This is a genomic window from Streptomyces sp. NPDC058092, from assembly GCF_042884935.1.
In the GTDB taxonomy this organism is placed as follows: Bacteria; Actinomycetota; Actinomycetes; order Streptomycetales; family Streptomycetaceae; genus Streptomyces.
Genome location: NZ_JBHVSY010000001.1, coordinates 634,250 through 659,176, shown reverse-complemented (window position 1 = coordinate 659,176; position 24,927 = coordinate 634,250). Strand labels below are relative to the sequence as shown.

Sequence of the window (24,927 nt, the reverse complement as noted above, 5' to 3'; positions counted from 1 at the left end):
ACAAGAAGGCCCGGCTCGCTCAAGATCACTCGATGTGACCGGGCGCCTCGGTTGGGCCGAAAGGCAAACCGAAGCGCTTACGCACGCCTGCCCCGGGGGGCTTGCCGCCTTGTTCAGCCGTGCTCGGGCTCCACCGGGAGCCACAGTTCGGCGTCGGCCTCGGTCTTCTCCGGCGACAGGCGGGTGCGCAGGATCTCAGGGCCGGTGCGGCTGCGGTACGGGTTCGACGGGAACCACTCGGTGAACACGCCCCGCCACAGCTCCTGGATGGCCTGCGGCGCCGGCCCGGAGGTGGTGAAGACCGCCCAGGTGCCGGCCGGGACGGCCAACGTGGTCGTGCCCTCGGGAGCGGCCGCGGAGGTGATCACGCCGTGGTGATAGTCGAGTTCGGTGCCCTCGGCGCGGCTGGGGTCCAGGTCGTCGCAGACCGCGACGATGCCGTGCGGCTCCTGGTCCGACAGCTTCTCCAGGCGCTCCAGGGTCTGCGGGTCGATCCCGCGGACAAAGTCCATGATCGCCTGGTTCGGCCCCGCATGCACCAGCGGTACCCGGGTCTTGAGCCCGACGACGGTGAAGTCCGCCTTGCCCACAACGCGGTATCGCATACTGCAACTCCCTTCGATGGTGAGGCGGAAGGCCATCCGGGACTGGGAGCTGAGCGCGGCGCCGGTACGCCGGGCCTCGCCCGGTCCGATGCCGTGCATGGCACGGAACGCCCGCGCGAACGCCTCACCGGAGCTGTAGCCATAGCGCACCGCGATCTCCAGCAGCGTCTCACGCCCCGCGAGCACTTCGGCGCCCGCGAGGGTGAGCCGGCGGCGCCGGATGTACTCCGACAGCGGTATGCCCGCGAGCGCGGAGAACATCCGACGCAGGTGGTACTCCGAGGTGGCCGCGATACGTGCCAGCTCCTCCACCTCGACGGCCTGGTCGAGATGGCGCTCGATGTGCTCCATAGCCTGGTTCAGCCGCTCCAGCATGCCCGGTCTCCTTCCTCTTGACGACCACCACGCCAGGCAGCGCCCACCATGCCGGACCCGACATTGATGGCGCTCCTTGATTTCGGCCGTTGGTACTCGGGGAGTTGGTGAGACCTGCTCTGTGGATCTCCCCGTCCTTCGGGTGACGGTGTTCGGTCTCTTCGCGTGATCTTGTCCGGCATGTCGTCGTGAGGCCGGTGTGTTGTGGACAGCACTCGCCCGATGGCCGATAACGGCTGGCGCGGCGCTGCCGGACGTGCCGCTGCCCGGGCACTGGTTCACCGCCCGGTTCCAGGTACGGATGAAGCATGTCTACCCGGCGCTGCAGTCGGTGCCGTCCCCGTCCGGACCGGGCGTGTCCTGTCCCAGGCCCCGACGGATCGCGATCTCCACGGGTGAGTACGCGCCGTCGGCCCGCTCCAGTTCGTACGGCGCGGCCGGCATCAGCGGCGGCTGGGCCATGAAGCGCGGCCGCACCCCATGGTGCGGTTGCGCCGCGTGCACCAGGAACGGATGGCACAGGAAGACGTCGCCCGGGGACCCGGTGGCGAGGGCGAGTGGCCGGTGCTCGGACGCCGCCACCAGATCGGGCGCAAGGTCCAGCCCGCTCGCCCCGTCCTCCCCGTACTTCTCCAGCACCTTCGGCACGTCGAGGTGTGAGCCGACCCGGATCCGGGTCGGGGCGTCCTCCTCACCGACCTCGCTGAACAGGAACAGCATCAGCAGCGCCCGGCCCCGGGAGCGCAGATTTGTGAAGTACCAGCTCTCGTCCTCCGGCAGATAGCTGCCCTCGATGTGCCAGCCCGCGTCGTCCGGCTCCTCCTCGTGCGGGAAGCGCAGCGGGAACGTGCCCAGCGAGTAGCGCGGCTCCCAGCATCCCGCGCCGACGAGCAGGTCGTACGCGCGCTGCAGGAACGGGGAGTTGGGTGCGGCGGCGAACGGCCCCTGCGCCATGCCCGCCACCCAGTGCACGGGCTGCGTCCACGTCGCTGGATCGTCCGGGTCGCAGCCGGTCTCTCGCCACAGCAGCCGCGCGCAGTCCGCGGCCACTCGGGGCGCGACGGCGCCCTCCAACTTCACGAAGCCGTCGCGGAGGAAGCGGGATACCAAGGTCGTGTCATCCATGCCCCCATCGTGCGGCGACACCGGTCCCGATCACCCGACATTCTCCGCACCGCCTTTGTCGGGTGTTCACCGAGCCCCTGGGGGCAGCCCGGAAAGTCGAGCGGCAGCGGTCGGCCCGGCTCGCTCTCCCTTTGAAGAGCAGCAGCCGGTTGCCACCTCTCGTCGGCCACGCCCGGCACTCAGACGGGCCAACTGCTCAGAGGCCGGCTGAAGGGCGCAGTCACACTCGAACCGCGAAGCGGTGAGCCCCGCGCCGTCGGAGCCTGGTCCACCACGTGCTCAGCACGGGAACACCTGGCCCGCGCGAGTCGTCGCCCCGTCCTCGGCCCGCACCGTCACGGGTTCCGACGCGGGCAGCCGCAGGGCCGGGCCGTCGTCCAGCCCGATGACGACCGCGAGGCCACCGGACGCGTACCGCTCACTGCGCACGTTGCGGACGGTGCGCCAGGCGCCCCATGCGCGTACCGACTGTCCCGGCCGTACGGTCACCGCCGCGACCTCCGTACCGACGGGCAGGGGTACGGGACGGCTCCCGGAGCCAGCAGCTCTGCCCAGACCGTCTTCCCGATGCCGCCCCGCCGCTCGTCCACGCCCCACCGGTCCGCCAGCGCGTCGACGAGTTGGAGGCCGCGGCCGGACGTTTCGAGCGTGCCGGGGCGCCGCATCCGTGGCCGGCCCTCCCCCGCGTCACTCACCTCCAGCCGGAGCAGTGCCCCGCGCTCCCGGCAGACGATGCGTACGCCGACCATCCGGTCGCCGGGCGCGGGTACCCGCAGGGCGTTGGTGACCAGCTCCGAGAGCAACAACTCGCCTGCTTCGGCCGTGTCTTGGTGTGCCCGCCATTCACCGAGTCTGGCGCGGAGGGCGGCCCGGGCACGGGGGACGCTGCTGCGGTGACGAGGCAGCTGGAAGGCGGCTTCGTAAAGGGAAGGATGCGACATGGCTCTCCCGGAAGACAGACAGTTGCGGTTCAAGTGGCCTGGCGATGCAGCGACTTCGCTGTCCAGGCAACACGAGCGTGCCGAGAAACGGCCACTGGCGCAACGTTGAATCGATATCCGGCATAAGGATTCATCCTTTCGAGAGAACTGGCAGCTGCAGCCCTCTGGACTCTGATAGGAGGTAGCTATGCCAAACGTGAAGCCATCCACTGTGCTCGGGCGCCAACTCGGCGATGAACTTCGGCGATTCCGCGAAGCCGCCGGCCTCACCACCGCCATCGCGGCGGAGGCCCTGGACTGCACGAAGGGCAAGATCAGCCGCATAGAGAATGGTCACGTTCCTGTTCGTACGCCTGATCTCGTCGCACTGATGAAGGCCTACGAAGTGACGGATCAAGCTGCCCGTGAGCGTCTGGAGGCGCTGGCACGCAGGGCCAACCGGCGGCGGCGCGACGGCTGGTGGCACCAGTACGCCGATGTGCTCAGCGACACCTATCGGGACCAGATCGAGATGGAAGCGATCTGTGACCGCATTCGCACGTATCAGGTGCAACTGGTCCCGGGGCTCCTCCAGACCGCCGAGTACGGACGCGCGGTCACGGTGGCGTCACGAGCCTGGCAGACGCCCCAGGAGATCGACCAATTCGTCGAGGTTCGGCTCGCCAGGCAGCGGCGGCTCACCGACGACACACCCATGGAGTTGTGGGCAGTGCTTGCCGAAGGGGTACTTCGACAACGGGTGGGCGGGGCTGCCGTGATGCGCGCCCAACTGGAGCACCTGGCCGTCATGGCGGAGCTCCCCAACATCACCGTCCAGGTCCTGCCCTTCGAACGTGGGGCGCATTCAGGTATGTTCGGTCCGTACCTGCTGCTCAGCTTTCCGCAGGTTTCGTCCCTCGACCTGGCGCTGTCGGAGACTCCGACCGGCAACATCTGGACGGAGCGGGAGCCCGAAGTCGCCCGCTACCGCGCCCTTTTCGACGACGCGCGCACAGCGGCACTGCCGCAGACGGAATCGCTCGCATTGATCCATCGCATCGCCAAGGAGCATCAGCAATGACCCCTGCCATAGGTCCAGCGCCTGACATGACCCAGGCGGCGTGGCGCACGAGCAGCTACAGCGGCGGCCAGGGCGACTGCGTCGAGATCGCCACCAACCTCCCCCACCTCGTCCCCGTCCGCGACAGCAAGCGCCCCGCCGGGCCCGTGATCGGGTTCGGGCAGGGCGCCTGGCAGGCGTTCGTGAGGGATCTCGGGTAGCCCTCGCCCTCAGTACCGCCGGGCGGCACATTCACACTGCCGGCGCATCAAGGTCCGCCCGGTGGGCAGATCCTCACGGTTGGCGTGGTGGGCCGGCGAGCCGTCGAGCACCGGCAGGAAGCCGGTCCCCCCGCCCCGCGGCACCCTCCGCCTGGGTCGGCAGCGCACAGGAGTGCGATACGCCCTCGTGCGTAATCCTGGAGAATCCACACCAAGTGCCCCATCATCACGCTCACTTGGTCGATTCTTGGTGAATGCATGCCCCTTACATGAGGGGTTCCTCGCCAGAGTGGCGCATTACATGTGCACATCATCCGGCACATGCTCCACACGCGAAGAACCACATCGCAGGGGGTCATATGAGAACCAGCCGCGCGAGAAGTCGCGCCGCGCTGAGCCTGGCAGCGACACTGCCGCTGCTCGCCGGTGCGCTCGCCCTCGGGATACCGAACGCCAGCGCGGACTCCGCGCCGAGCGGCCGGGACGCGCTGCAGGGCACGAAGCCGGCCTGGGCGACCGCCGAGGCCGACCAGGGGGCCACGGCCGACAGTGGCAAGGTCGGCATCCGGGTCCATCTGGCAGGGCGGGACGCGAAGGGGCTGGCCGCCTACGCCGCCGCTGTGTCCGACCCGCAGTCCGCTTCGTACGGGAAGTATCTGAGCGCCAAGCAGGCGCAGGCCCGGTTCGGGGCCACGCAGCAGCAGATCGACCAGGTCAGCCGGTGGCTGAAGTCGAACGGGCTCACCGTCACCGGAGCCAACCAGCACTACGTGTCGGCCACCGGTGATGTCGCCGCCGCCGAGAAGGCGTTCGGCACTCAGCTGCGTAACTACCGTAAGAGCGGGCACACTTACCGCGCCCCGGCCTCCACCGCCTCCGTGCCCGCCGCGCTGAGCGATGCCGTTCTCGCCGTCTCCGGCCTGGACAACGCGCCGCACAAGTCGAGCCACGACGAGACGCTGCCGCCGCCGGACGCGGTGTTCCGCAACTCCGGCCCCTTCTCCTCGTACTTCGGCTCGAAGACCGCATCGTCGTTGCCGAGCGCCTACGGGGCGAAGGTGCCGTACGCCGTCAAGGGGTACACCGGCAAGCAGCTGCGCGCCGCGTACGGGGCGGGCGACTGGACCGGCAAGGGCGTCACCGTCGCCATCACCGACGCCTACGCCTCGCCGACCATCGCGAAGGACGCCGCCGAGTACGCCAAGCGCAACGGCGACGCCCCGTACCGTCGCGGGCAGCTCAGCCAGGTGCTGCCGGCCGACTACACGAAGACCGAGGAGTGCGGGGCCTCCGGCTGGTACGGCGAGGAGACCCTCGACGTCGAGGCCGTGCACGCGGTCGCGCCCGCCGCGGACATCGTGTACGTGGGCGGCGCCTCGTGCTACGACGCCGACCTGCTGGACTCGCTGAACAAGGTCGTCGACCACCGGCTCGCGGACATCGTCTCCAACTCCTGGGGCGACATCGAAGCCAATGAGACCCCGGACATCGCGGCAGCGTACGACCAGGTCTTCAAGATGGGCGCGATCGAGGGCATCGGCTTCTACTTCTCCTCCGGCGACGACGGCGACAACGTCGCGTCCACGGGCACGAAGCAGATCGACGTCCCGTCCAACTCCGCCTGGGTGACATCGGTCGGCGGCACCGCGCTGGCCGTCGGCAAGAACGACACATACCAGTGGGAGACCGGCTGGGGCACGCTGAAGGCCAACCTCGCCGACAACGGCAAGAGCTGGACGGGCTTCCCCGGCGCGTACACGTCCGGCGCGGGCGGCGGCACCAGCTCGACGGTGAAGCAGCCGTTCTACCAGCGCGGCGTCGTCCCGGACTCGCTCGCGCGGGCGAACGGGAAGAAGCGGATGCGCACGGCCCCGGACATCGCGGCCGTCGCCGACCCGAACACCGGCTTCCTGGTCGGCCAGACCCAGACGCTGCCCGACGGCTCGCTCGGCTACGACGAGTACCGCATCGGCGGTACGTCGCTGGCCGCGCCGGTCGTCGCCGGTGTCCAGGCGCTCGCACAGCAGGCCCGGCACGGTCTGCCGATCGGGTTCGCCAACCCGGCGATCTACGCCCGGTACGGCTCGAAGGCGTACCACGACGTCACCGACCACCCGCTGGGCCCCAACCACGATCTCGCGGTGGCCCGGGTCGACTTCGCCAACGGCTTCGACGCGGCGGACGGCGTACTGACGTCGGTGCGCAGCCTCGGCAAGGACGCCTCGCTCACCGCCGTCAAGGGGTACGACGACGTGACGGGGGTCGGGACTCCGGCGCCCGGATATGTGAACTCGTACCGTCTGCACTGACGTACGGGTTGATGCCCTGGCTGCCCCGGAGCCGCTGCTCCGGGGCAGCCGTTCGTACAGGGCGGAACCGACCGGCCCCGCTCCCGAGGAATCAGACGTGGGCCACGGCACGTGATGACGGGTAGGTCCGGCGCTGGAGTCGGGAGTGCTTTCTCGGCCTCACCGCCCTGGTCGTTGGCCTGTCTCATGCGATTTCGAGGTCGTCGGCCACGGTGGAGGTCGGGGTGTTGACACTGGCGGCCTTTCTCGGCTGGCCGTGTCGCGCAGCAAGTACGCGGCGGCCCTGCGCGCGGAAGGACTACAGCCGGAACATCGGCCAGAAGCACAGAAGTTGGGCTTCAAGCGCCGGAAAGTCCACGCGAACGATGCCCGGCGGCCTGCCGGGGTCGCAGCAGGTCGAACCGGACGTCACGCCACAAGGCGCGGAGCCCGGACGTGTCGTCGGCGGCCAGATGGTCGCCGGGGACGGCCCAGGACATGACTGGCGTGGTGTCGGCGGTGACCGCCGGCCAGCCCGGGTCACCGGTGGCCGCAAAGCCGGCCCAGGAGCGGAGCATGCGGCGGGACAGGGCGCGGTCGTGGTCGTCGGGGGCACCGCCGATGAGGAAGTCGGCGCCGACGGCGTCCAGGTTGCCGAAGGCGAAGGGGATGTCCGCGGTGTGCCAGGGCCTGGCCTCTCCGCGCCTACGGGCGAAGCGGGCCAGGTACGCCCGGCCGCCGGCCCTCGCGTGGTGCTCGGCGAGGCGGGTGGTGTACTCGCCGAACTGCGCGTCGCCGAAGATCGCGAGGTAGCGGTCGAGTACCGGGGCCTTTGGCATCAACGCACAGTAGCCGTCCCCCAGGTGGGCCGGGAGGTGCAGGGCCTCGGTGAAGTCCGCCAGTTCCGCCTCGGTGGTGACCTCCCGCACGGCTCCCACCGCGTGGAGGAACCAGTACTCCTCCAACGTGTGGCACACCAGCAGGTCCACCTCCCGCGCCGTCCCGGAGGCGAGCATACGGAGTGGGTCCGCGGGCAGCACCTCCCCGTCGACGACGGGTTGAAAGATCACCGGGTCAAAGGCGTGGACCGCTGCCACGGGGTCGGTCCCGCAGTGCGCGGCAGCCTTGTCGGAGGCGGCCACCAGTGCCTCGGGCGACACGGACAGCAGTCCCTCCGCCGTCGGGGCAACCCCGGCCTCCGCCGCGATCCGTTCGCCGACCGCCACTGCGAGCTCGACTGCGAAGAAGGCATGGGGCACGCTGTGGGCAATGGCCCGCCGGAACAGCCCCCGTGTCCGCTCCATGGCCATCAGGCAGACCACCGAGCCTCCTCCGGCAGAGTGCCCGGCGACGGTGACGTTCCCGGGGTCGCCGCCGAAGGCCGCGATGTTCTCCCGGACCCAGCACAGCGCGGCGACCTGGTCCAGAAGCCCGCGGTTGCCGGGAAAGCCGGACACGTGCCCGAAGCCCTCGAAGCCCACCCGGTAGTTGCAGCTGACCACGACCAACCCGGCGCGGGCCAGGGCTGTCCCGTCGAAGTCGGGCTGGGCGGACGAGCCGAACGTGTAGGCGCCGCCGTGTATCCAGAAGAACACCGGCAGCGCGCCGCCGTCCGCACGCTCCGGCACCCACACATTGACGGTGAGGATGTCCTCGTCCTCGGGGTGCCACACCGGCGCTCCGGGCAGCTCCGCCGACTGCGGGGCGATGGGCCCGAAGGCCGTGCAGTCCCGGACCCCACCCCAGGCCGGCGCCGGTTGCGGCTCCCGGAACCGGCGGGCGCCGAAAGGCGCGGCTGCGTACGGGATACCGAGCACGGCGGTGACGCCGTCGCCGGCCCCTCTGCCCCGGACACGGCCGCTCGTCGTCCGAAAGGCTGCTTCAACGCCGCATGGCTGCTCACTCATCGCGCGTCAGTCTCGCTCATCAACCGGAACCCGCGCGACCGGGTTTGGACTCCGCCGATGACAGGGTGACCGTTGACGGCAAGGCGCACCGGAGCAAGTACGGGGAGCCTGCCCGCGCCCCGCCGTGAGCCTCGGCGGACCCGTGATCGTTTGCCTTCACGTATCGGTGATCAATGGCCGCCGCACCCGCGTTGCACCGTCCCCATCAGCGAGAACACGGCCTGCAACTGGAGTACCAGGAGGCGCGGTTCAGCGGCACAGGGCCGTGTCCACGAGCGTGCAGCGCCTCCGTCAGGCCGAGGCCCGCTTGCGGGGTGATGCCCTCTTCGCCGTCGACTTCGTGCCGGACCCGGTGTCCGACTCCGCGGTGGATTTCTTCGCCGAGGACGCGGAGGACGGCGCGGACACCGAAGTCCTCGAAGTCTCCGAAGTCGCCGAGGACTTGGCGGCCGGCTTCTTCGCCGTCGACCGTGCGGCGGACTTCTTGGCGGGCGCCCTGCTCGGCGTCGACTTCTTCGCGGCCGTCGTCTTGGTTGACGCCGTGGCCTTCTTCTTCGCTCCGGTTCCGCCCGACTTCTTGCGGCCGGTGAGCGAAGTGACCTCGGCCACGGGGGCGTTCCCCGATTCTTCCTCGGACTCCGCCGCCAGCGCCTCGCCCCGGGCCTCCTTCGCCGCCCGGACGCTGCTCTCCAGCGCCGCGATCAGGTCGATGACCTTGCCGCCGGCTTCCGCCGCCTCCGCCGGCGCCACGCTCCGGCCTTCCGCCTTCGCCGCGATGAGCTCCTCGACCGCCTCGCGGTAGTCGTCGTGGAGCGAGTCCATGTCGACCTCGCCGAGTGTGTTCATCAGCGCGTCGGCCAGGTCGAGTTCGGCGTCGCGGACCTTGACGTCCGCGTCCGGGGCGACACCCTCGGGGCTGCGGATCTCGTCCGGCCACAGGAGGCCGTGCATGGCGATCACATCGTCGACCACCCGCAGCATGCCGAGCCGTTCGCGGCCGCGGAGCGCGTACTTCGCCAGGGCGACCTTCTCGCTCCGCTTCAGCGCCTCACGCAGCAGGATGTACGGCTTGGCCGCCGGGACTCCGTTGGCGGAGAGGTAGTACGCGGCGTCCATCTGGAGCGGATCGATCGAGGCGGCCGGCACGAAGGCGACGATCTCGATCGTCTTGGCCGTGGGGAGCGGGAGCGCGCCGAGGTCCTCGTCGGTGATCGGGATCACCGAGCCGTCGGCATCCTCGTACGCCTTGCCGATCTCGGCCGCGGTGACCTCCTCCTCGTCGATCTCGCAGACCTTCCGGTAGCGGATCCGGCCGCCGTCGGCGAGATGGATCTGACGGAAGGAGATCGAGTGGTTCTCGGTGGCGTTGACCAGTTTGATCGGGATGCTGACCAGCCCGAAGGAAATGGCGCCGTTCCAAATGGACCTCACCGTTCACCCCTTGTATCCGCATAGATGCCTATAGATCCATGAAACATGTGATTCTTATCGTATGACGCCGATCACAGAGGTGGAGGGGCGGCGGCTGGCGCTCAGCAATCTCGACAAGGTGCTGTATCCGGCCACGGGAACCACCAAGGGAGAGGTGCTCCACTACTACGCGACCACCGCGGCGGAGGCCCTGCTGGCGCATCTGCGCGACCGGCCCGTGTCCTTCCTGCGCTATCCGGACGGGCCGGACGGGCAGCTCTTCTTCACCAAGAATCCGCCGCCCGGTACGCCGTCCTGGGTACGGACCACCCCGGTGCCGCACCAGGAGGACAAGCAGGCCAGTCAGGTGGTCGTGGAGGATCTGGCCGCGCTGATGTGGGCGGCCAATCTGGTGGTGGAATTCCACACTCCGCAGTGGCGGGCCGAGGTGCCCGGAATCGCCGACCGGATGGTGTTCGACCTGGACCCCGGTGCGCCCGCGACCGTCGTGGAGTGCTGTGCGGTGGCGTTGTGGCTGCGCGAGCGGCTGGCGGCGGACGGGTTGCCCGCGTACGGGAAGACCTCCGGGTCGAAGGGGCTGCATCTGCTCGTACCGCTGGAGCCGACCCCCGCCGATCGGGTGTCCGCGTACGCGAAACGGCTGGCCGTCGAGGCGGAACAGGAGCTTCCGGAGCAGGCCGTGCACCGGATGAGGCGGGCGTTGCGGCCGGGGAAGGTGTTCGTCGACTTCAGCCAGAACGCGGCGGCGAAGACGACCGCGACCCCCTACACGCTGCGCGCCCGGCCCGAACCGACCGTCTCGGCGCCCGTCACCTGGGCGGAGATCGAGGCGTGCCGGACGCCGGGGACGCTGGTCTTCCTGGCCGGCGACATGGCGGCGCGGCTGGAGCGGTACGGGGATCTGCTCGGGCCGCTCATCGATCCGGACCGGGCGCGACCGCTGCCGGCTGCGCGGTAGCGGTGGTCCGCGGCAGCGGCGGTCGGGGAAGCGGGCGTGGGTGGTCTGCCCCGGGGCTCGGGGCCGGGGCGGGTGGCGTGTCGTACAGGCCGTCGGGACGGCCGGAATTCGTCCCCGCGGCCGCATGACGCAGGTCGGACGACCTTGTCATGTCCGTATGGAAAAGACCGCATGTGGAGGGCGGAGCGTCCGAACCGTGGTGCACACTCCTCGCAGACACTGCTTCGTGGAGTTGCGTGGGGAGGCGATGGCGTGTTCGCAGGAATCGACGAGGTCGACTGGGCCTCGATGGAGCATGCCTACGGGCCTGCCGATGATGTGCCGGCGATGCTGCGGGGCCTCGCGTCCGACGATCCGGCGGAGCGCGAGGCGGCGCTGGACGGTATGTACGGGGCCGTTCACCACCAGGGCGATGTGTACGCCTGCACGCTGGCCTGCATACCTTTTCTGTTCGAGCTGGTCGTGGATCCGGGGATTCAGGACCGGGGCAGCGTCGTCGAGCTGCTCACCAGCATCGGCGGCATCGATCTGGACGGGGACGACGAGGACGAGATCGACGAGGAGGAGATCGAGGGCGCGGCGAACTACGCGATGGCGGCGACCGCCGTCACCGCGGGCGCCGGGGTGTTCTGCGAGCTGATGGCCGACGAGGACCCGGGAGTGCGGCTCAGCGCTCCCCTGGCGCTCGCCACCCTCCACAACCGCCCGGCGCGGGTGCTCGCGCTGCTGCGGGAGCGGCTGCCGGTGGAGCCGGCCGAGGAGGTGCGGCTCGCCCTGGTCGAGGCCGCCGGGCGGGTCGCTCTGCGGCACCCTGGGCTGGCCGGGCAGACGGCCGGCTGGCTGTCCCGGCTCGCCGGTGAGGGGTTCCCGGCGGGGCTGCGGCTCGCCGCTCTGGCCCAGTTGGCGCGGTGCGCGCCGGACGCGCTGCCGGGCGATGTCGTACGGGTGGTGGCGGGGCTGCTGCGGCAGCTGCGCTCCGCGCCCGCGCGCCGGTCCGGGGCGGCCCCCGCGACCGACGATCGGACCGGCGCGGCCGGTACCCAGGCCAAGGCGGCCGGTACCCAGGCCGGTGCGGCCGAGGCGGTCGCGGCCGTCGACGCGCACCCCGAGCCGGCCGGGGCCGGGGAGCCGCCCGCCGAGGAGCGGGCCGCGCCGGTGACTCTGGTGGGGCAGCTGCGGGCGCTGTCCGACGAGGAGACCTCGGGGCACACCGCCCCCTGGACCGCGGATCTGCTGCGGACGCTGCATATCGGGCTCGACGACCGGGTCGCCGAGCGGACGGCGCTGCTGTCGGACCAGCTGCGCAGCCCAGACCGGCGGCAGCGGATCGACGCGCTGCGGATGAGCAGCGGGCTGATCCGGGTCTGGCGCGGCTCGTACGAGGAGCTGGTCCGGCTCGTCGGCGAGCAGCTCGCCACGCCGGAGCCACAGCTGGCCGGGACCGCCGCGCATGTGCTGGAGGAGCTCTTCGGGCTGGCCGCGCCCGCCGCCGACGCGCTGGCCGCGCGGGTGGCGGCGGACCCCGGTGCCTGGGTGCAGGACTGGCCGAGCGGCCCCGCGGGGCTCGGCAGCGCGGTGAAGGCGCTGGCCCGGCTGGGTGATGCGCGGGCCGTGCCCGCGCTGGCCGCGGCACTGGAGCGGCCCGAGGTGCCGCACGATGTGGGGTTCACCATCGGCCACCTGGGCGCGGCGGCGGCCCCGCTGGCCACGGCACTGCGCCGCAGGCTCGGCGAGGTCCGTCTCGATGAGGCGGCGTACGACCGGGCGGGCCCGCTCCTCGCGGGGCTGACCGCGCTGCGGGCGGACGAGGCGACGCCGGAGGTGCTTCGGGTGTTGCGCGGCGCGCCGGAGTACCGGGGCGAGTGGCTGCGTACGGCGGCGCTGCGGGCGCTCGGCTCGTTCGGGCCCGCCGCACACAGTGCCGTACCGGAGCTGCGTACGCTGCTGCGCCGTCCCGGGTCCACCTCGGCGACCGAGGCGGCTCAGGCGCTGTGGGCGGTCGACGGGGATGCCGACGCCGTGCTGCCGGTGCTGATCGAGGGCCTCCAGGCGGAGCGCGTCCACGAGCGGCGCTCCGCGGTGAACGCGCTGGGCAGGCTCGGGACCCGGGCGGCGGTGACCGCGCCCCGGCTGCGCGCGTTGCTCCGGCACGAGGAGCCATGGCTGCGGGTGGATGCGGCGGTCGCGCTGTGGGACGTGTCCGGGCGGACCGACGAGTCCGTGCCGGTGCTCCTGACGGCCTGGGAGCAGCATCGTCATGTCCGGGTCCGGGTGGCGGAATCCCTGGCGCGGACGGGGGTCGCTGGTGCAGGGTCGGACGTGGCGCACGCGTTGCGCGCCGAACTCGCCTCCGTACGCCGTCACAACGCGATGGACGGCGGATACGGCAGCCACGACACATACGAGGACGAAAAGCTGCTGGCGCTCTGCCGGCAGGCTCTTCTGGGTGATACGGGGAAGGGACCCACAACATGATCATTTTCGGTACGCGGGGTTATCTGTACCAACTGGCCATCCTGACGATGGTCTGCGGCTGGTGCGCCAATCCGGCCGCGCACACACTGCGCAAGCGCGTCACCAAGTTCACGCTGTTCTTCGTGCCGCTGTTCCCGTTCTCGACGAAGTTCGCGACGCAGTGCACGTTCTGCGGCGGGGAGCAGCAGATCCCGAAGGAGGCGGCCGAACAGCTGCTGGCGCAGCATGCCGCCTCGCAGAACGGCAACCCGTTCGGGCAGGGGCAGGAGCAGGGGCCGGCGCAGGGGCAGCCGGGGTACGCGCCGGGTGGACAGGGCCAGAACCCGTACCAGCACTGACCAGCACCACCGGGCACTAAATAGGCATAACAGACTTCCTTCCGAATAAGGTCTATGAGGTACGGACCGTGGGAAGGGAGCTGTCATGCGTCCGCAACGCCGGATGCGGTGCCGCACGGCGGCGGCCCTCGGGGTCGTCGTCGGCGCAGCACTGCTGGCCGGCTGTGGCGTCGCCGGCGGACTGCGGAGCACCGGACCTGCCCCGAACGCCGTCGGGCCCGCCCGGCTGTGGCCCGAGCTGCCGCCCGCCTCCGCCGCTCCGTACGACTACGGCGAGGGCGAGACCGCGCGGATCCCCGGAATCAAGGTGCCGCACGGCGATGTGCACCGTCTGGACCCGGTCGCGGTGGTGCAGGCCGGCCTGAAGGCCCGGCCCAACCGGGCCGGCGGCACCGCCGACCTCCCCGCCGACACCGTCCGGCGCATCGACGCGTGCCGCACCGAGCCGGCCTCCTGTCCCGTACTGCGGCCCTACTACCGTGACCTGACGGGCGACGGCAAGGACGAGCTGGTGCTCGGCATCCGGCTGGCCGACCACCAGCTCTCCGTGCGGGTCTACACGCCGGAGGCGGGCGGCCTGACCCGGATCCTGTCGACCGCGGACGCCGTGATCAGCGTCCAGCTGGCCGGGCGGGACCTGATCATGCGGGTGCCGTCGGCCATCACCGGATACGAGTACCGCACCGCCTGGTCCTGGGACGACCGGCAGCGCGCGATGCTGCCCACCCGGGACGAGATCCTGCGGATTCCTCCGACCCGGGCCGCGCAGCCGCGCCCCACTGCCACCCGGCCGGCCGCCACCCCGTCCGCCGGTGTGTCCGCGGAGCGCCGATGAGACGGCACCGGACCGGGCGGCAGGGGGCGGAGCAGGGCGGGCCCGGACAGCAGGGCAGGGAACAGGGCGGGCCCGGACAGCAGGGCAGGGAGCGGCGCAGGCCGCGGATGCCTTCCTGGACCGCGACGCTCACCTGGAAGTCGGCCGTCTTCATCACCGTGATGTGCTGCGCCCTCGCCGCGCTGCTGAGCGTGCTGGTCCACACCGAGGTGACCCGTGCGACCGTCGGCCAGGCCCGCGAGGAGGCGTTGTCGCGACTGGCGGACGTCAGCGCCGCGTACGAGGCGGGCGAGGAGCTCCCGCCGGGTTCCGGCATCGATCCGCCGGGGCTGCCGGCCTCCCTGCGCGCGCTCGCCGCGCACGGCCGGCGCGGCACGCTCGTCGCCGATCACAACGGGCGTCCCGCCATGTGGGCGGCGACTCCGGCCGACGGCCGCGCACTGGCCACACAGGTGGACTACAGCCAGAGCGCCCGCACGATCAACGACCTCGACGGGGCGATCATCGGCTCTTCCCTGCTGGCCACCGGCGCCACCGTCCTCGTCGGCGCGTTCGCCGTCACCCGGGTCACCCGGCGGCTGCACCAGACGGCCCGGGTGGCACGCCGGATCAGTGCGGGCGACCTCGACGCCCGCGTCGACGACCCGCGTACGGCGGACCCTTCGCGCCCGCAGGACGAGGTGGCGATCGTCGCCGGAGCGCTGGACACGATGGCGTCCACGCTCCAGCGCAAGCTGCTGACCGAGCAGCGGTTCACCGCCGATGTGGCGCACGAGCTCCGCACCCCGCTGACCGGACTGTCGGCCGCCGCCGAACTGCTGCCGCCGGGGCGCCCGTCCGAGCTGGTGCGGGACCGGGTCCGGACGATGCGGGCGCTGACGGAGGACCTGCTGGAGATCTCCCGGCTGGACGCCCGTACCGAACAGGTCGATCTCGATGTGCACGAACTGGCGCCGCTCGTCGAACGCGTGGTGCGCGCGTCCGGAACGGACACCGAGATCCGTTTCGGGGACACCGTCCCGGGGCGACCACCGGCGCCGGTGCGCGTCGAGACCGACAAGCGGCGCCTGGAGCGGGTGCTGGGCAATCTGATCACCAACGCGCACAGGCACGGCCGCCCCCCGGTGGTACTGACGGTCGACGGGCCGACGGTGACCGTACGCGATCACGGACCGGGCTTTCCGGACTATCTGCTGAAGGACGGCCCGCAGCGGTTCCGTACCGAGGGCGTCGGTAAGGGACACGGTCTCGGGCTGACCATCGCCGTCGCGCAGGCGGCGGCCATCGGCGCCGGCCTCGTCTTCCGCAACGCCCCGGACGGCGGCGCGGTGGCCCGGCTGACGCTCCCCGCGTACGCACGACCGGACGACGAGGCGGCGGAGCGCCGGGACGATCGGGGATCCGGGCGGCAGCACTGAGGTGACGGTGTGTCAATGTCACGTGTCCGCCGATGCCCGCCGCCGGACGGCCCGCACAAGCACATCGGCGAAGCATGTCGGCATCAGTTGTCGGCCCGTCCTCCCGATGGACATACCCGCTATGACATAAGGGAAATAGACACCACCTCTTGCTACGTTGCGTGGCATGACCGCAACGACGGCGGACGCACCCCCGCCCGATCTACGTCTGCCCAAGCGGCGCGGAGTCGAGCTCCTGCTCCTCATCGGGGCCGTCCTCATCCCCGTCTACGGCTACGCCGCCGTCGGCCTGGCCCGGAACGGCGCGGTCCCGCCCGATGTGGCCGGTTACGGCGCCGGCCTGGGGCTGCTCGCCCTCGTCGCCCATCTCGCGGTCCGGTTACGGGCCCCGTACGCCGATCCGCTGCTGCTGCCCATCGCCGTACTCCTCAACGGTCTCGGCCTGGTGCTGATCTACCGGCTCGACCTGGAGACCCCGAAGGACCAGGCGGCCCCCACCCAGCTGATCTGGTCCACGCTCGGCGTGGCGCTCTTCATCGCGGTGGTCGTCCTCCTGCGCGACCACCGGGTGCTCCAGCGGTACGCCTATCTCTCGGTCGCCACCGCCCTGGTCCTGATGATCGTGCCGATCTTCTTCCCCGCGGTGAACGGCGCCAAGATCTGGATCCGGGTCGGCGGATTCTCCTTCCAGCCCGGTGAGTTCGCCAAGATCCTGCTCGCGGTGTTCTTCGCCGCGTATCTCGCCGCGAACCGCAACGCCCTCGCCTACACCGGCCGCACCATCTGGAAGCTCCAGCTCCCCACCGGCCGGGTGCTCGGCCCGATCGTGGCGATCTGGCTGCTCAGCGTCGGCGTACTGGTCCTGGAACGCGATCTGGGCACGTCTCTGCTCTTCTTCGGCCTCTTCGTGATCATGCTGTACGTGGCGACCGGCCGGACCGGCTGGATCGCGGTGGGTCTGCTGCTCGCCGCCGTCGGCGCGTTCGTCGTCGGCTCCTTCGAACCGCATGTGCACAGCCGGGTCCAGGACTGGCTCGATCCGTTCGCCTCCATCAAAGCCGGTCAGGGCCCCAGCCAGCTGGCCCAGTCGCTGTTCGCGTTCGCCGCGGGCGGGATGCTCGGCACCGGGCTGGGGCTCGGCCACTCCATCCTCATCGGTTTCGCCGCCAAGTCCGACTTCATTCTGGCGACGGCGGGCGAGGAGCTCGGTCTGACCGGGCTGACCGCGGTCTTCCTGCTGTACGCGCTGCTCGTCGCCCGCGGCTACCGCGCCGGGCTCGCCCTGCGCGACCCCTTCGGACGGCTGCTGTCGATCGGTCTCGCCTCGATCCTGGCGCTCCAGGTGTTCGTGATCGCGGGCGGAGTGATGGGGCTGATCCCGCTGACGGGCATGGCGATGCCGTTCCTCGCCCAGGGCGGTTCGTCCGTCGTCACCAACTGGATCATCGTGGCGCTGCTGATCCGGGTGAGCGACCAGGCCCGCAGACCGCACCCCGGCCAGGTGGAGACCGGAGTCATCGCGCCGATGACGGAGGACGAACTGTGACCCCCGGCGCGCCGCCCTCGATCCCGTACGCGCGAACCGTGGCCTCGTACGCGCGAGCCGCGACCCCGCGCCGGCCCGCCGTGCTCCCGTACCCGTCGTACCCGTCGTACCCGTCGTACCCGTCGTACCCGTCATACCCGTCACGAGCCCCGGAGGTCAGGCCGTGATCCGCTACATCCGCCGGGCCGCCGCGCTCCTGCTTCTGCTGCTCGTGGCGCTGCTGCTGAACGCCGCCCGTGTCCAGGTCCTCGACGCCGACAGCCTGGACAACAACCCCGCCAACCGCCGCCTCACGATCGCCCGCTACCACCAGCCGCGCGGCAACATCCTGGTCGGCGGCAAGTCCGTCACGGGCTCCCGGAACACCGGCGAGCAGCTCACGTACGAGCGCACGTACAAGAACGGCCCGCTGTACGCGCCGGTGACCGGTTACGCCTCGCAGACGTACGGCACGACCCTGATCGAGCACGCCGAGGACGGCATCCTGTCCGGCACCGACTCGATGCTCGCCCCGTTCCCGCTGTGGAACGAGATCACCCGCAGCCAGCAGCCCGGCGGCAATGTCGTCACGACCATCAAGGACTCGATGCAGCGCGCCGCCTACGACGGGCTCGGCGGGCGCCGGGGCGCGGTCGCCGCCGTCGAACCGTCGACCGGCAAAATCCTGGCGCTGGTCTCCACCCCCTCGTACGATCCCGGGCGGCTCTCCGGAACCGGTTCGTCCGTCACCGACGCCTGGCTGCGGCTGAACGCGGCGAAGAGCCGGCCGATGCTCAACCGGGCGATCCGGCAGACGTATCCGCCGGGCTCCACCTTCAAGATCGTGACGGCGGCGGCGGCGCTCGACGCGGACGTCGTCACCGATCCCGACGCCGAGACCGACACCCCGTCCCCCTATGTGCTGCCGGGTACGACGACCACGCTCCCCAACGAGGCGGAGGGCTGCGAGAACGCCCCGCTCGCCGAGGCGATCCGGGTCTCCTGCAACACCGTGATGGCGGAACTCGGGGTGCGCGTCGGACTGAAGGGCATGGTGGACGCGGTGCGCAAGTTCGGCTTCAACGACACCGGGCTGAAGATCCCGTCGGGGGTGGCGAAGAGCAACTTCGACACGAAGATGAGCGACGACCAGCTGGCGCTCTCGTCGATCGGGCAGTTCGACACGTCGGCGACACCGCTCCAGATGGCGATGGTCGCCTCTGCCGTGGCGAACGGCGGCGACCTCAAGTACCCGTATCTGGTGGCCCGTACGACCACGAGAAGCGGTTCGACCGTCCACCGGAACGGCTCGCGCACCTACCACCGGGCCATGAACCCGCGGACGGCCACGCAGCTGCGGCGGATGATGGTCGACGTCGTGGAGCAGGGCACCGGGTCCAACGCCGCGATCGACGGGGTGACGGTCGGCGGCAAGACCGGCACCGCACAGCACGGCATCGACAACTCGGGCAGGCCCTACGCCTGGTTCATCTCCTGGGCGCAGGCGCCGAACGCGGGGCAGCCGGCCGTCGCGGTCGCCGTGGTCGTCGAGGACGCCGCCGCGAACCGGGCCGACATCAGTGGCGGCGGCAGCGCGGCCCCGATCGCCCGTTCCGTCATGGAGGCGGCCCTGCGAGACTGACCGCGTGGCGGATGCGGGCGAGACGGGCCGGGCGCTGGAGCGGATCGGGCGGGCGGATCCGCGCCTGTGCGCGTTCATCGAGGTGTGGCCCACAAGGGCGCTCGCCGACGCGGAGCGGGCCCGTCACCTCCCCTTGGGCGGGATGCCGTTCGCCGTCAAGGGACGGACCGGTATCCGTTCGTACGCGGCCCGGCAGCTGATCGCGGCCGGTGGCGTCCCGGTCGGCGCGACCTCGGTGCCGGGCCCCGGTACGCCCTGGCAGACCTGGGGGCTGGGTGCCCATGGCCGTACGGTCAACCCGTGGCGCCCCGACCGCACGCCGGGCGGCTCCTCGGCCGGCTCGGCGGTGGCGGTCGCGGCGGATCTGGTGGAGCTGGCGACCGGCGGCGACGGGGCGGGGTCGGTACGCATTCCGGCTGCGTGGTGCGGGGTGTTCGGGCTGAAGACGACGAACGGCCTGCTGCCCTCCCCCGACCGGTCCGGCCTCGCGTCCGCCGGGGTGCTGGCCCGTTCGGCGGCTCATGCCGAGACCTATCTGCGCTGCGTCCTGGACGGCTGTGAACCGGCGACGGCGGACGTCCCGGCAACGGCGGACCTTCCGCTCCCTGCCGTGTTCAGCCCCGATCTGGGGTACGCGCGGGTCGACCCGGAAGTCGAGTCGGTCGTCCGGCACGCGGTGCGGCGGCTCGTTGCCGCCCGGGTGGTGCGGCTCGTGGACCGTACGTGCGAGCTGCTCGACCCGCGAGAGGCGTGGCAGGCGGTCCGGAGCGGGGAGCCGTTCCCGGCCGCCGCGGAGATCCGGCGCGAGAACGACCTCCGGCTCGACGCCCTGTTCGCCCGTACTCCGCTGCTGCTCACCCCGACCACCCCCAACCGCCCGCACGGCCACGACGGTCCGGGCGAGCTCTACTCGACCGCCCTGACCTGGGCGTTCAACCTCAGCGGCCATCCCGCCGCGAGTGTGCCCGCCGGATTCACGGCGGACGGCTGCCCGGTCGGGCTCCAGCTGGTGGCGGAGCGCGGGGCGGACGTCTCGCTGCTCGGAACGGCCCGTGGTGTGGAGAACGCATTGATTACCGTGCGGCCATGACACACAGCGACCCGCAGACCGGCCACGAACTGGCCCAGGTGAACATAGCCCGCCTCGGATTCCCCCTGGACTCCCCCGAGCTGAAGGACTTCGTCGACGCCCTCGACCCGGTGAACGCGGTGGCCGACCGGGCCCCCGGCTTCGTCTGGCGGCTGCAGAGCGAGACCGGCAACGCCACCGACGTACCGGTCTTCGGGGACAGTCGGTTGATCATGAACATGTCGGTGTGGCGCGACACGGACGCGCTGACGGCGTTCATGTACCAGGGGCAGCACCGCGAACTCCTCGCCCGGCGCCGCGAGTGGTTCGAGCGGGTGGAGGAGGCGATGACGGCCCTGTGGTGGGTACCGGCGGGCGTCCGCCCAACGGTGCGGGACGCCGAGGAGCGCCTGCTCCATCTGCGTGAACACGGGCCCACGGAGCGGGCGTTCACTCTGCGGAAGTCCTTCCCGGCACCTGCCGCGACGGGCTGACCGGGCGGTCGGGCGGCGCCGGCCGCGAAGGGCTGACGGCTCAGTTCAGCGGCTCCCGGCGTCGCAGCCACTGTGCGGGCACTTTGCCGACCCCGGTGGCCGCGCCGACGACGCCGCCGGTGATGGCGCAGGTCGTGTCGACGTCACCGAAGCCCTCGGCCGTTGCCCAGAGGGCCGCTTCCAGGTCGTCCGGGTGCCGGGCCGCGGTCCACAGGGCGAACGGGACCGTGTCGTCGGCGCGGATGCGCTGTCCGTTGCCCAGCAGATCGGCAGCCTTCCACGGCTCGGTGGCGAAGGGCACGTCCAGGGCTCGGTGCAGGCCGTCGCGTACGAGCCCTTCGGGGGTACGGTCGGCGACCGCGGCGAGGGTGAACTCGCCGCGGACCGACAGCGCCGCCGCGACCGCGACGGCCACCGCGCCCGCGATGCCCTCCGGATGTGCGTGGGTGACGGCCGCCTGCAGCGCGGCCTGCTCGGCGGCGTGAGGGACGTCCTCGTGAAAGTGCGCGCCGAGCGGTGCGACCCTCATCGCGGCGCCGTTGCCGAGGCTGCCGCCCTCGAAGAGTTCGGGCGCCAGCGTGCGCCAGTCGGCCGGTGAGGTCAGCAGTTCGGGCAGCAGGATGTGCATGCCGTGGCCGTAGCCGCGGGCCGGATCGGCCTCGAACGCGAGCGCGAAGCAGAGGGCGAGGCGGTCCTGTTCGACCCGGCCGTGCTCGTCGATGACGCGCAGCAGGGCGCGGGCCAGGGCGGTGTCGTCGGTCCAGTGCCAGACCGGTTCCTCGGGGGTGCGACGCGCCCTGATCTCATCGAATGCCTGCCGGGGCTCGCGGAAGAGCGGGAACCACCGCTCGCCGAACGCATCGCCCAGGGCCAGTCCTTCAAGGCTTCGGCGGGCGGCTGCGGAGCCTGCGGTGAGGGGCGGGGGCGGAGTCGTCATACGCGCCATCCTTCCGGGACCGGCGAACGGCGTACATCCATTATGGCCCTGGAAAGTGCCCCGTTCCATCGTGCTGTCGAACGATCTCGAGCCGCTTTTCGCGCCCTACCGTGACTGCATGACCGTTCTTCATGTACGCGACCACGGCGGCCCCGACGGTGGTGGCCGGCCGGTCCTTCTTCTGCTCCATGCGGCCTCGCGTTCCCTCGCCGACTGGGATGCCGTCGCCCCGCACCTCACCGCCGGCCACCGGGTGCTCGCCGTGGACCTGCCCGGGCACGGCCGCAGCGCCGCTGCGTCGTGGTCGTTCGACTCAGTGCTGAGCGACCTGGACGAGACCCTCGCCGCCGTGGGGGTCTCGGGCGCCGTCGTCCCCGTCGGGCATTCGCTGGGCGGGATGGTCGCCGCGCTGTACGCCGCCGAGCGGCCGGACCGGGTGTCGGGGGCGGTGAACCTGGACGGTTTCTGGTGGGGCACGCCCGCGCAATACCCGGGGCTGGACGCGGGCGAGGTGACGCGGCGGCTGGCCGAGATCGGGAGCTCGGCCCGGGCGTCGGCGGGGCAGCGAATGCCCGCGGAGTACGTGGAGCAGCAGGCCACGTACAGCATGGGGCTGGGCATCCCCTACGAGCGGGCCGAGGCGTCGTTTCGCGCGAGTGTGCGGGAACTCGATGACGGCGGGTGGCAGTTGCTGCCGGAGCGGGAGTGCGCGCTGGAGATGCTGAATGCTCTGGACGCCCTCGATCTGTTCGCCTTGTTCCGCCGTGTCCCCTGCCCGTTGCTGCTGGTCCGGGCCCTGCATCGGGTACCGCCGATGCCCGGCACGGAGTGGCTGGACGAGCTGTTGGAGGCGTACGGGCAGGGCCTGGCCCGGGATCTGGCGGAGCTGGCGGCGGAGCGGGCGGGCGTCACGGTCCAGGGCATCGGGGCGACGCACGCGATGCTGCTGGAGGTTCCGGAGCGGGTGGCCGAGCTGGTGCGGGGATTCGTCGCCCGGCTGTGAGTCCCCCGGGTCCCCGCCGGACGGCCGCTCTGTTCTCAGTCCCCGGACGCGCCGGCCCCGCCCTGCGCCATCGCTTCTTCGACCTCCGCGACCCTGGCCTGTTCCTCCGCCGCGAACCGGTCCCGGTCCAGCTGCTCGGCCAGCTCCTCGTCCTGGGCCATCAGCAGGTCCAGGCTGGAGTCGCCGAGTTCGAGGACGCCCATGTCGACGTAGGCCTTCTGGAGCCGTGCGCCCCACAGGCCGATGTCCTTGACGCACGGCACTATCCGGCTGAACAGCAGCTTGCGGAAGAGCTGCAGGAACGGTGACTGCTCGGAGAGCTCCTCGGCCTCGCGCTTGCCGATGCCGAAGTTCTCCAGCACCTCGACGCCCCTGAGCCGGTCGCGCATCAGATAGCAGCCCTCGATGACGAACTCCTCGCGTTCGCGCAGTTCGGCGTCGCTCAGCTGCTTGTAGTAGTCGCGCAGCGCCATCCGCCCGAAGGCGACGTGCCGGGCCTCGTCCTGCATGACGTACGCGAGGATCTGCTTGGGCAGCGGCTTGGTCGTCGTGTCGCGGATCATGCCGAACGCGGCCAGGGCGAGGCCCTCGATGAGGACCTGCATGCCGAGGTACGGCATGTCCCAGCGGGAGTCGCGCAGGGTGTCGCCGAGCAGCCCCTGGAGGTTGTCGTTGACCGGGTAGAGCATCCCGATCTTCTCGTGCAGGAACCGGCTGTAGATCTCCGCGTGCCGGGCCTCGTCCATGGTCTGGGTCGCGGAGTAGAACTTCGCGTCCAGGTCGGGGACGGACTCCACGATCCTGGCCGCGCAGACCATGGCGCCCTGCTCACCGTGGAGGAACTGGCTGAACTGCCAGGCGGTGTAGTGCGTGCGCAGATCGCCCCGGTCCTTCTCGGTCATCTTCGCCCAGTGCGGCGTGCCGTACAGGGTGAGGACGTCGTCCGGGGTTCCGAGCGGGTCGGCGGGGTCGACCTCCAGGGACCAGTCGATGCGCTTGTTGCCGTCCCACTGCTTGTCCTTGCCCTTCTGGTAGAGGGCGAGCAGGCGTTCGCGGCCGTCGTCGTAATCCCAGCTGAAGCGGGCCGCGCCGGAGGCGGGCACCTGCCAGAGCGGTGTGTCCGGGGCGGTGGTGTAGAGGTCGTGTGTCGACACGGACGGCTCCTTTTCGCCTGCATGCTCCGACAAGTTCCGTGGCAGTTGCGTCAGTTGGCAGGTTCACACGCTGGTAGACACCGGGTCAACAAGTCGCGCACAAGGGATTGACGGCATTGCTGACAGGGAGTCTCATAAGGAGTGACCGCCGGTAACCCCTGGGTGAGGTGCCTCCAGCCATGACGACAGTGACCGAACGCGACGTGCAGTTGCTCCGTGACGCACTCGGCCCGCTCCGGGACCGCGAGGAGATCGCCGAGCGGCTGCTCGCGTCCTCGGCCAAGCACTCCTTCGACCCGGACAAGGAACTCGACTGGGACGCGGCGATCGAGGACGGCACGTGGTTCTGGCCGCCCGAGCTCGTCTCGCTCTACGACACCCCGCTGTGGCGGCGGATGTCCGAGGAGCAGCGGATGGACCTGTCCAGGCACGAGGCGGCGTCGCTGGCCTCCTTGGGCATCTGGTTCGAGATCATCCTCATGCAGCTGCTGGTCCGCCACATCTACGACAAGCGGGTGACCAGCAACCACGTCCGCTACGCGCTCACCGAGATAGCCGACGAGTGCCGGCATTCGATGATGTTCGCCCGCATGATCAAGTGGGGCGGCTCGCCCGACTACCCCGTACCGCGCGTCTATCACAACCTCGCACGCGTGCTGAAGACCGTCTCCACCACGCCCGGTTCGTTCGCCGCGACGCTGCTCGGCGAGGAGATCCTCGACTGGATGCAGCGGCTGACGTTCCCGGACGAGCGCGTCCAGACGCTGGTGCGCGGCGTGACCCGTATCCATGTCGTCGAGGAGGCGCGGCACGTCCGGTACGCCCGCGAGGAGCTGCGCCGCCAGATGGTGACCGCCCCGCGCTGGGAGCGCGAGCTCACCCGGGTGAGCTGCGGCGAGGCGGCCCGGGTCTTCTCCGTCTGCTTCGTCAACCCGCAGGTGTACGAGAACGTCGGCCTGGACCGCCGCGAGGCCGTCGCCCAGGTGAGGGCGAGCGGACACCGGGCGGAGGTCATGCAGAGCGGCGCGAAGCGGCTGACGGACTTCTTCGACGACATCGGGGTACTCAACGGGGTGGGGCGCAGGTTGTGGAAGAGCTCCGGTCTCCTCGCCTGAGCCGACGCCCCGTTGCCCGTTCGGGCGGAGCA

22 protein-coding genes are annotated in these 24,927 nt (G+C 71.0%); 14 read left to right on the top strand and 8 right to left on the bottom strand.

Annotated features, from left to right (window positions below):
- Window positions 1-113: 113 nt before the first annotated feature.
- From ACFVV1_RS03190 to ACFVV1_RS03175, 4 genes are all read right to left on the bottom strand, one after another.
- Window positions 114-980, bottom strand: coding sequence for a GyrI-like domain-containing protein (locus ACFVV1_RS03190; RefSeq protein ID WP_389983574.1), 867 nt, complete (start codon window positions 978-980; stop codon window positions 114-116).
- Window positions 981-1,292: 312 nt separating this feature from the next.
- Window positions 1,293-2,105, bottom strand: coding sequence for a phytanoyl-CoA dioxygenase family protein (locus tag ACFVV1_RS03185; RefSeq protein ID WP_389983571.1), 813 nt, complete (start codon window positions 2,103-2,105; stop codon window positions 1,293-1,295).
- Between the two features lie 279 nt (window positions 2,106-2,384).
- Window positions 2,385-2,594, bottom strand: a complete 210-nt coding sequence (locus tag ACFVV1_RS03180; RefSeq protein ID WP_389983568.1) for a hypothetical protein — start codon at window positions 2,592-2,594, stop codon at window positions 2,385-2,387.
- Entirely contained in the window at window positions 2,591-3,046 is a 456-nt protein-coding gene (locus ACFVV1_RS03175; protein ID WP_389983565.1) for an ATP-binding protein, read from the bottom strand. Before ACFVV1_RS03175 ends, ACFVV1_RS03180 begins: the two co-directional genes overlap by 4 nt.
- A gap of 187 nt (window positions 3,047-3,233) precedes the next feature.
- Between ACFVV1_RS03175 and ACFVV1_RS03170 the strand changes: the two genes are divergently transcribed.
- The 3 genes from ACFVV1_RS03170 to ACFVV1_RS03160 all read left to right on the top strand — a co-directional run bounded on the left by ACFVV1_RS03170 (window position 3,234) and on the right by ACFVV1_RS03160 (window position 6,615).
- On the top strand, window positions 3,234-4,106 hold the full coding sequence (locus ACFVV1_RS03170; RefSeq protein ID WP_389983562.1) for a helix-turn-helix domain-containing protein: 873 nt from the start codon (window positions 3,234-3,236) through the stop codon (window positions 4,104-4,106).
- Window positions 4,107-4,132: 26 nt separating this feature from the next.
- Window positions 4,133-4,306 carry a DUF397 domain-containing protein gene (locus ACFVV1_RS03165; protein ID WP_389983559.1) on the top strand — a complete coding sequence of 58 codons (174 nt, stop codon included), beginning with the start codon at window positions 4,133-4,135 and terminating at the stop codon, window positions 4,304-4,306.
- A gap of 359 nt (window positions 4,307-4,665) precedes the next feature.
- Window positions 4,666-6,615 (top strand): protease pro-enzyme activation domain-containing protein, encoded by a 1,950-nt coding sequence (locus ACFVV1_RS03160; protein WP_389983556.1) that lies wholly within the window; start codon window positions 4,666-4,668, stop codon window positions 6,613-6,615.
- A gap of 338 nt (window positions 6,616-6,953) precedes the next feature.
- Here the strand turns inward: ACFVV1_RS03160 and ACFVV1_RS03155 are convergent, their stop codons facing one another.
- Together ACFVV1_RS03155 and ACFVV1_RS03150 are read right to left on the bottom strand one after the other, a co-directional pair.
- Window positions 6,954-8,501 (bottom strand): carboxylesterase/lipase family protein, encoded by a 1,548-nt coding sequence (locus ACFVV1_RS03155; protein ID WP_389983553.1) that lies wholly within the window; start codon window positions 8,499-8,501, stop codon window positions 6,954-6,956.
- Window positions 8,502-8,792: 291 nt separating this feature from the next.
- Window positions 8,793-9,932, bottom strand: coding sequence for a Ku protein (locus ACFVV1_RS03150; RefSeq protein WP_389983550.1), 1,140 nt, complete (start codon window positions 9,930-9,932; stop codon window positions 8,793-8,795).
- A gap of 61 nt (window positions 9,933-9,993) precedes the next feature.
- On the opposite strand from ACFVV1_RS03150, the gene ligD reads away from it, so the two are divergent.
- From ligD to ACFVV1_RS03105, 9 genes are all read left to right on the top strand, one after another.
- Window positions 9,994-10,890: a non-homologous end-joining DNA ligase gene (gene ligD, locus ACFVV1_RS03145; RefSeq protein WP_389983548.1), complete on the top strand. Its 897-nt coding sequence runs from the start codon at window positions 9,994-9,996 to the stop codon at window positions 10,888-10,890.
- Window positions 10,891-11,142: 252 nt separating this feature from the next.
- On the top strand, window positions 11,143-13,365 hold the full coding sequence (locus tag ACFVV1_RS03140; RefSeq protein WP_389983545.1) for a HEAT repeat domain-containing protein: 2,223 nt from the start codon (window positions 11,143-11,145) through the stop codon (window positions 13,363-13,365).
- Window positions 13,362-13,703 (top strand): zinc-ribbon domain-containing protein, encoded by a 342-nt coding sequence (locus ACFVV1_RS03135; RefSeq protein ID WP_389983542.1) that lies wholly within the window; start codon window positions 13,362-13,364, stop codon window positions 13,701-13,703. The genes ACFVV1_RS03140 and ACFVV1_RS03135 overlap by 4 nt, the downstream gene beginning before the upstream one ends.
- Before the next feature lie 85 nt (window positions 13,704-13,788).
- Window positions 13,789-14,538, top strand: a complete 750-nt coding sequence (locus tag ACFVV1_RS03130) for a hypothetical protein (RefSeq protein ID WP_389983540.1) — start codon at window positions 13,789-13,791, stop codon at window positions 14,536-14,538.
- A gap of 107 nt (window positions 14,539-14,645) precedes the next feature.
- Window positions 14,646-15,956, top strand: a complete 1,311-nt coding sequence (locus ACFVV1_RS03125; RefSeq protein ID WP_389983947.1) for an ATP-binding protein — start codon at window positions 14,646-14,648, stop codon at window positions 15,954-15,956.
- Between the two features lie 166 nt (window positions 15,957-16,122).
- Window positions 16,123-17,502 carry an FtsW/RodA/SpoVE family cell cycle protein gene (locus ACFVV1_RS03120; RefSeq protein ID WP_389983538.1) on the top strand — a complete coding sequence of 460 codons (1,380 nt, stop codon included), beginning with the start codon at window positions 16,123-16,125 and terminating at the stop codon, window positions 17,500-17,502.
- 163 nt (window positions 17,503-17,665) lie between these two features.
- A complete protein-coding gene (locus ACFVV1_RS03115; RefSeq protein WP_389983535.1) occupies window positions 17,666-19,123 on the top strand; it encodes a penicillin-binding transpeptidase domain-containing protein in 1,458 nt (485 codons plus the stop codon).
- A 4-nt stretch (window positions 19,124-19,127) separates the two neighbouring features.
- Window positions 19,128-20,213, top strand: a complete 1,086-nt coding sequence (locus ACFVV1_RS03110) for an amidase family protein (protein WP_389983532.1) — start codon at window positions 19,128-19,130, stop codon at window positions 20,211-20,213.
- Window positions 20,210-20,686 (top strand): DUF3291 domain-containing protein, encoded by a 477-nt coding sequence (locus ACFVV1_RS03105; protein ID WP_389983529.1) that lies wholly within the window; start codon window positions 20,210-20,212, stop codon window positions 20,684-20,686. The genes ACFVV1_RS03110 and ACFVV1_RS03105 overlap by 4 nt, the downstream gene beginning before the upstream one ends.
- Before the next feature lie 40 nt (window positions 20,687-20,726).
- On the opposite strand, the gene ACFVV1_RS03100 is transcribed toward ACFVV1_RS03105, so the two are convergent.
- On the bottom strand, window positions 20,727-21,623 hold the full coding sequence (locus tag ACFVV1_RS03100) for an ADP-ribosylglycohydrolase family protein (protein ID WP_389983526.1): 897 nt from the start codon (window positions 21,621-21,623) through the stop codon (window positions 20,727-20,729).
- A 118-nt stretch (window positions 21,624-21,741) separates the two neighbouring features.
- On the opposite strand from ACFVV1_RS03100, the gene ACFVV1_RS03095 reads away from it, so the two are divergent.
- Window positions 21,742-22,626, top strand: a complete 885-nt coding sequence (locus tag ACFVV1_RS03095; RefSeq protein ID WP_389983523.1) for an alpha/beta fold hydrolase — start codon at window positions 21,742-21,744, stop codon at window positions 22,624-22,626.
- A 35-nt stretch (window positions 22,627-22,661) separates the two neighbouring features.
- On the opposite strand, the gene ACFVV1_RS03090 is transcribed toward ACFVV1_RS03095, so the two are convergent.
- Complete coding sequence (locus ACFVV1_RS03090) at window positions 22,662-23,780, bottom strand: ferritin-like domain-containing protein (RefSeq protein ID WP_389983520.1); 1,119 nt, start codon at window positions 23,778-23,780, stop codon at window positions 22,662-22,664.
- 179 nt (window positions 23,781-23,959) lie between these two features.
- Here ACFVV1_RS03090 and ACFVV1_RS03085 point away from each other — a divergent pair, with 179 nt between their 5' ends.
- Window positions 23,960-24,895: a diiron oxygenase gene (locus tag ACFVV1_RS03085; protein ID WP_389983517.1), complete on the top strand. Its 936-nt coding sequence runs from the start codon at window positions 23,960-23,962 to the stop codon at window positions 24,893-24,895.
- The last annotated feature ends 32 nt before the right edge of the window (window positions 24,896-24,927 follow it).